Here is a 6,854-nt window from a genome sequence, read left to right on the forward strand (position 1 = left end):
GTCGCGAATCCGTGCGAGGCAGGCGGAGAATTGAGGAATCGACCAGCCATGTCTGATGTCACAACCCACTCCAGCGCGACGGAAATTCTGCGGAATTGGGCTGCGCGGCGCCCCGGAAACGACGCGCTCATCTGGGTCCGTGACCCCGAGAAAGAGGACGCGACACACCTGACCTATGCCGGGCTCGACGAGGCCGCACGGCGCATCGCGGGGTGGCTTCTCGAACGGTACCCGGTGGGTTCGCGCATTCTGCTGCTGTGCCCTGCCGCCGAGTTCATCGTGCCGTTCGTGGGCTGCCTTTACGCGGGCATGGTGGCCGTACCCGCGCCGCTTCCCGGCCGCTTCCCGCACGAGCGCCGCCGAGTGCGGGCCATCGCGGCCGACTCGCGGGCCGCGGCCGCGCTGACCGACAGCGCCAACCTGGCGGCGGTGACGGAGTGGGCCGGTGAGGAGGGCCTGTCGGCGCTGCCCCTCGCGGCCGCCGACACCATCGCGCCGGCCGCTGCCGCCGCCTTCTCGCCGCCGGAGGCCGGCCACGACACGCTCGCCCTGCTGCAGTACACCTCCGGCTCCACCGGCACCCCCAAGGGCGTGATGATCAGCCACGGCAATCTGCTGGTGAACGCCGGGACCATGTGCCGCACCCTGGACATCCCCGAGCAGGCCCGGTTCGGCGGCTGGGCCCCGCAGTACCACGACATGGGCCTGATGGCGCAGACCCTGCCGGCGCTGTTCCTCGGCAACACCTGCGTGCTGATGGAGCCGACCGCCTTCCTCAAGCGGCCGCACAACTGGCTGATGATGATCGACACCTACGACATCACCTGGTCCGCCGCCCCCAACTTCGGCTACGACTACTGCTGCCGCAAGGTCACCGACGAGCAGATCGGCCGCCTCGACCTGTCCCGCTGGGCCTATGCGGTCAACGGCTCCGAGCCCGTACAGGCGGGCACCATGACGGAGTTCGCCAAGCGGTTCTCCGCGGCCGGCTTCCGGCCGGAGGCGGCGGCCCCCTGCTACGGCCTGGCGGAGTCCACCGTCTTCGTCTCCGGAGCCCCGCCCCGCGAGCCCGTCGTCACCCGCGTCGGCACCGACGCCCTGGCCGACGGCGAATTCCGCCCCGCCGCCTTCCCCGGGGAAGGCCGCGAACTGCTCAGCAACGGCACCGCAACCGGCTTCGAGGTGGCCGTGGTCGACCCGGACACCCTGCGCAGGGTGCCGGCGGGCGGCATCGGCGAACTCTGGTTGCGTGGCCCCAGCGTGGCCCGCGGCTACTGGAACAACGAGGCAGCGACGGAGGCCACCTTCCACGCCACCACCGCCGACGGCGACGCCGGCTATCTGCGCACCGGTGACCTGGGCACGGTCCACGAGGGCGAGCTCTACGTGACCGGCCGCCTCAAAGACATGATGATCTTCCGCGGCCGCAATCTGTACCCGCAGGACATCGAGCACGAACTGCGTGCGGCCCATCCCGGACTGGGCACCGTCGGCGCGGCCTTCGCCGTCCGGGTCCCCGCCGCCGACCCCGCCGATGTCGAGGAGGTCCTCGTCATCGCCCACGAGGTGATGGCGGGCCTGGACGAGGCCGCCCTGGCGGATCTCGCCACCCAAATGAAACAGCTCGTGGCACGGGACTTCGGGGTCGTACCGGACGCCATCTGCCTGCTGCGGCGCGGCGGGGTGCGCCGCACCACCAGCGGAAAGATCCAGCGCTCCGCCATGCGCGAGCTGTTCTGCGCCGGCGAGCTGAGCAGTACGTACGCCCACCTGACGCCGGGACTCGCCGCGTCGGTCGCGGCCGGGACGGCGACACCCATCACCGGCACCGTCGTACGGGAGGACCGATCATGAACGAGCCCACCCTGCCCACCGAGCTGCCCGGCCAACTGCCCGCGGCCGAGATAAGGCAGTGGCTGACCGAGCGTCTGAGCGCCCACCTGGGCATGGCATCCGAGCTGATCGAACCGGACGTCCTGCTGGCCGAGTACGGCCTGGACTCCCTGCACGCGATCGCCCTGATCACCGACATCGAGGACCACTGGGGCCTATCCCTGGACGCCACCGTGGCGTGGGAGTTCCCCACCGTGGACCGGCTGGCGGAGCACCTCACCGGCCGGATCCCGGACGCCATCGCGGGCTGACCCGCTGCCCCTGCCGCGGAACCGCGCGGACACCAGAGCGAGCCGATTTCAGAAAGGGTCACACGAGTATGTGCGAGCGCGGATCCCTCCGGCACAGCGCGTCGGCGGCACAGCTGGGCGTGTGGGTCGCGCAGCAGCTCCAGCCGCGCAGCCCGCTCTACAACTGCGGCGTCTGCTTCGAGCTCCCCGGCCACGTGGACCCTGCCCTCCTGGACCGGGCCGTGGAGATCGCGGTCCGGGACACCGAGGCGCTGCGGGTGCGGTTCGCCGAGGACGCGGAGGGGGTGTGGCAGCTGCCCGTCGACGGCACCGAACCGGTGCGCCACATCGACGTCAGCGCCCACCCCGACCCGCGCGCCGCCGCGCTGGCCTGGCTCCGCGCTGACCTGTCCGAACCGGTCGAGCTGACCGAGGGCCCGGCGTACGGCCACGCCCTGCTCGAACTCTCCCCCGACCTCCACCTGCTGGGCTTCCGCTACCACCACATCCTGCTCGACGGCTGGGGCCAGACCCTGCACTGCCGCCGCATCGCCGAGGTCTACACCGCCCTCGCCGGGGGAACGACCCCGCCCGCCGCCAACTTCGGCAGCCTGCGCGACCTCCTGGACGAGGACTCCGCGTACCGCACCTCGGCGGCACACGACCGCGACCGCGCCTACTGGCTCGACGCCCTCGCCGACCCGCCCGAGCCCGCCCGCCTCGCCCCCGGAACCGCCGCCCCCGCACACAGCGACCTGCGGCACACCGTATGGCTCCCGCAGCGGCAGACGGACGCCCTGCTGGCCGCCGCCCGTAAGGCCGGCACCCGCTGGAGCGTGGTGCTGACCGCGGCCATCGCCGCCTACACGCAGCGCATGACCTCCGTACGGGACATCGTGCTCGGCCTCCCGGCCGCCGCCCGCCTCGGACGCGCCGCCCTGAAGACCCCCGGCATGCTCGCCAACGAGGTGCCGCTGCGCCTCGACGTCCGGCCGACGGCCTGCCTCTCCGACCTCACCGACCAGGTGGCCAAGGCGACGCTGCGGGCGGTCGCACACCAGCGGTACCGGGGCGAGGACCTCCACCACGAGCTGGGACGCACCGGCGACCATCCGCTCACCGGGCCCGTGGTCAACCTCGTCAGCTTCGACCAAACGGTCGACTTCGCCGGGCACACCGCGACCGCACGGCAACTGTCGACCGGACGCATCAAGGACCTGTCCGTCCACGCCTACGGCGCCCCCGACGGCTCCGGCGGCCTGCGCATCGACATCGACGGCCACCCGGAGCTGTACTCGGACGCCGAACTGGCCGGCCACCGCGACCGGTTCCTCGCCTTCCTCTCCCAGCTGCTGGCGGACACCTCGCTGTCCATCGGCCGCGCCGATCTGCTGGACCCGGTAGAGCGCCGTCGCTCCCTCGTGGACTGGAACGCCACCGCCCGGGACGACGTGCCCGCGTCCCTGCTGCCCGAGCTGTGGGCCGCGCAGGCACACGCCACGCCGGACAGCCCCGCCGTCACCGCGGAGGGCGAAACCCTCAGCTACGCGCAGCTCGACGCGCACTCCGACCGGCTCGCCCGGCGGCTCATCGCGGCCGGAGCGGGCCCCGAGTCCTTCGTGGCGCTCGTACTGCCGCGTTCCGCGCGGCTGGCCGTCGCCCTGCTCGCGGTCCTGAAGTCGGGGGCGGCGTACGTCCCCGTCGACCCCGAGTACCCCGATGACCGCATCCGCTACATGCTCGAGGACTCCGACCCGTCGCTCGTGGTGACCCTCTCCTCGATCGCGGACCGCGTCCCCGGTCCCGCCGTCCGCCGCATCCTGCTCGACGCGGAGGAACCGGAGACCGCGGGCGCCGGCGACGCGGGGGCCGACGGCGGCCCGTCCGGGCCGGTCACCGACGCGGAGCGGCTCGCGCCCCTGTCGCCGCACCACCCCGCGTACGTCATCTACACCTCCGGATCGACGGGTCGCCCCAAGGGCGTCGTCGTCGAACACCGGTCCCTGGCCGCCTATCTCCACCGCGCCCGGCGGGTCTACCCGGCCGCGGCCGGCGCCTCGCTGCTGCACTCCCCGGTGGCCTTCGACCTGACCGTCACCGCCCTCTACACGCCCCTGGTCAGCGGCGGCTGCGTGCACCTGGGCGAGCTCACGGCGGAGACCGTACGCACCACCGGGCGGCCCAGCTTCATGAAGGTCACCCCCAGCCACTTGGAGATCCTCGACACCCTGCCCGACACGGCATCCCCCAGCGAGATGCTGATCATCGGCGGTGAGGAGCTGCACGGCACCGTCCTCGACGGCTGGCGCCGCCGCCACCCCCAGGCCGTCGTCTGCAACGCCTATGGACCGACCGAGGCCACCGTCAACTGCCTCGACCACCGCATCGAACCGGGAGAGCCCACCCCCGACGGACCCGTCCCCATCGGCCGGCCCTTCTGGAACACCCGCGCCTACGTCCTCGACAGTGCCCTGCAGCCGGTCCCCGTGGGCGTACCCGGCGAGCTGTACATCGCCGGTACCGGTCTGGCGCGCGGCTACTGGAAGCGCCACGACCTCACCGCGGAGCGGTTCGTCGCCGACCCCTTCGGCCACCTCCACAGTGCGCCCGGCGCCCGCATGTACCGCACCGGCGATGTTGTACGCCAACTCGCGGACAGTTCGATGGAGTTCGTCGGCAGAGCGGATGGCCAGATCAAGATCCGCGGCCACCGCATAGAGCTGGGCGAGATCCAGGCCCGGCTGGCCGGCCTGCCCGAGGTCGTGCGGGCAGCCGTCATCGCCCGTGAGGACCGGCCGGGCGAGCGCGTCCTCGTCGGCTACGCCGTTACGGCGGGCGGCGTCCACCCCGACGCGCTGCGCGAGCAACTGGCCGACGCCCTGCCCGAGTACATGGTCCCCGCCGCGATCGTGCTCCTCGACGTGCTGCCGCTCACCCCCAACGGCAAGCTGGACCGGGCCGCCCTGCCCGCCCCCGAGCACACCGGCGGCACCACGGGCCGCGTCCCCCGCACGCCCCAGGAGGACATCCTGTGCGGGCTGTTCGCGCAGGTGCTGGGTCTGCCGCAGGTCGGCCCCGACGACGACTTCTTCGCTCTCGGCGGTCACTCCCTGCTCGCCACCCGCGTCATCTCCCGCGCCCGTGCGGCGTTCGGTGCGGACCTCTCCGTCCGCCAGCTCTTCGACACCCCGACCGCTGCCGGTCTGGCCCGAGTCCTGGGCGCGGCGGCCGCCGCCGTACCGCTCGCGCCAGCCGACCCGCGGCCCGAGCGGCTGCCCGCATCCCACGCCCAGCGCCGCTGGTGGCTGCTGAACCGGGTGGACGGCGCGGACGCCCCCGCGATGTACAACATCCCCGCGGCCATTCGGCTCTCCGGCACCCTGGACCGGGCCGCACTCCACGCGGCCCTGGCCGACGTCGTCGCCCGCCACGAACCGCTGCGCACGGTATTCACCGAGGACACCGCGGATGCCGGTACGACCGGCCTGCGCCAGATCGTGCTCACCCCCGAGAGAGCCCGCCCCGAACTGCCCGTGACGGACACCGACCGGGAACACCTGGACGCCGACCTCACCCGAGCGGCCCGCGAGCCCTTCGACCTGTCCGTCGACACCCCCCTTCGGGCCCGCCTGTTCGCGCTGGACCGGACCGAGCATGTGCTGCTGCTCGTCGTGCACCACGTCGCCGCGGACGGCTGGTCGATGGAGCGCCTCGTACGAGACCTCGCCACCGCATGCGCCGCCCGCCAGGCCGGGCACGCCCCCGACTGGGCGCCCCTGGCCGCCCAGTACGCCGACTACGCGCTCTGGCAGCGCGAACTCCTCGGCTCGCCCGACGACCCCGACAGCCTCGCCGGACGCCAGCTCAACTACTGGAAGACCGCGCTGGCGGGCCTGCCCGACGAACTGACCCTCCCCACCGACCGGCCGCGACCCGCGGTCTCCTCCGGCACGGGCGAGCGCTTCGAGTTCGACGTCCCCGCCGAACTGCACTCCGCGGTGGTGGCCCTGGCCCGCACCCACAACGCGAGCGTGTTCATGGTGGTGCAGGCGGCGTTCGCGGCGTTGCTGTCGCGGCTCGGCGCGGGAGACGACATTCCGATCGGCTCGCCCATCGCCGGCCGCACGGACGAGGCCGTCGAGGACATGGTCGGCGTCTTCGTCAACACGTTGGTGCTGCGGACCCAGGTGTCCGGGAACCCGACCTTCGAGACACTGCTCGCGCGGGTCCGCGAGACCGACCTGGCCGCGTACGCCCACCAGGACGTCCCCTTCGAGCACGTCGTCGGCACCCTCAACCCGGACCGCTCACTCGCCCGCCACCCCCTGTTCCAGGTGATGCTGGCCTTCCAGAACACCTACCGGCACGACGGCATCAACGCGATGAACGCCGTCCCCGGCCTCGACGCCGAACTGCTGCCCAGCCACACCGGCACCGCGGAATTCGACCTCTCCATCGACCTCGGCGAACGCTTCACCACCGATGGCCGGCCGGCCGGAATGTACGGCGGCATGGAATACGGCGCTGATCTCTTTGATGAGGGGACGGCGCGGGGGTTGGTTGATCGGTTGTTGCGGGTGTTGGCGCAGGTGGGTGGGGATGTGTCGGTTCGGGTGGGTGAGTTGGATGTGCTGGGCGCCGAGGAGTGGCGTCGTGTGGTGGTGGGGTGGAATGGGTCGGGGCGGGTGGTGGGGTCGGGGTTGACGTTGCCGGGGTTGTTTGCTGAGCAGG

Annotated in this window: 3 protein-coding genes; all 3 read left to right on the plus strand. The window is 72.5% G+C overall.

What is annotated here, in order from left to right; genetic code table 11:
* The first annotated feature begins 48 nt into the window (after positions 1-48).
* On the plus strand, positions 49-1,854 hold the full coding sequence (locus ABZU99_RS33625; RefSeq protein ID WP_356049915.1) for a fatty acyl-AMP ligase: 1,806 nt from the start codon (positions 49-51) through the stop codon (positions 1,852-1,854).
* Positions 1,851-2,144 (plus strand): acyl carrier protein, encoded by a 294-nt coding sequence (locus ABZU99_RS33630; protein ID WP_355952582.1) that lies wholly within the window; start codon positions 1,851-1,853, stop codon positions 2,142-2,144. Before ABZU99_RS33625 ends, ABZU99_RS33630 begins: the two co-directional genes overlap by 4 nt.
* Before the next feature lie 68 nt (positions 2,145-2,212).
* A partial coding sequence (locus tag ABZU99_RS33635) for an amino acid adenylation domain-containing protein (RefSeq protein ID WP_356049913.1) occupies positions 2,213-6,854 on the plus strand: 4,642 nt, incomplete at its 3' end.

The organism is Streptomyces sp. NPDC005266, assembly GCF_040607655.1.
Classification (GTDB): Bacteria; Actinomycetota; Actinomycetes; order Streptomycetales; family Streptomycetaceae; genus Streptomyces.

Coding starts and splice junctions, on each gene's coding strand:
- ABZU99_RS33625 (WP_356049915.1), top strand. CDS start 49: ATGTCTGATGTCACAACCCACTCCAGCGCGACGGAAATTCTGCGGAAT.
- ABZU99_RS33630 (WP_355952582.1), top strand. CDS start 1,851: ATGAACGAGCCCACCCTGCCCACCGAGCTGCCCGGCCAACTGCCCGCG.